We start from the raw sequence: 479 nt of genomic DNA on the forward strand, positions 1-479 counted from the left end.
GAACAACAGTTTCAGGACACCGGTGTTGACGCCCATGATGTGGCCGCGCGAGGTTTCGCGAAAGCGCGCCACGCCGATCTCATAGGCCGCACCGCTCTCACGCACCTGTTCCTCGGACTGGCCGACCGTCGAGATTTCCGGCACCGCGTAGATGCCATAGGGAAAGGTCTCCGGTGGCGGCGGCAACGGCACGCCGAAGGCATGGCAGGCCGCCACCCTGCCCTGCTCCATCGACGTCGAGGCCAGGCTCGGAAAGCCGATGACGTCGCCGGCGGCGTAGATGTTGGGCACGCTGGTCTGGAACGTATGCGGGTCGACCTTGATACGCCCTCTGGAGTCGGCATCGATGCCGACGACATCCAGACCCAGGTTGCCGACATTGCCGGTGCGGCCGGCGGCGTAGAGCACGACCTCTGAACGAATGGTGCGGCCATCGGCCAGTTCCACTTCGGCGGCGTCCGGCTTGGAGCGGATTTCCT

1 protein-coding gene is annotated in these 479 nt (G+C 65.3%); it reads right to left on the reverse strand.

Going from position 1 to position 479, the window contains the following annotated elements:
* A partial coding sequence (locus tag EOB49_RS34695; RefSeq protein WP_164781966.1) for an FAD-dependent oxidoreductase occupies positions 1-479 on the reverse strand: 479 nt, incomplete at both ends.

The organism is Mesorhizobium sp. M7A.F.Ca.MR.148.00.0.0, from assembly GCF_003997735.1.
Taxonomy (GTDB): domain Bacteria; phylum Pseudomonadota; class Alphaproteobacteria; order Rhizobiales; family Rhizobiaceae; genus Mesorhizobium.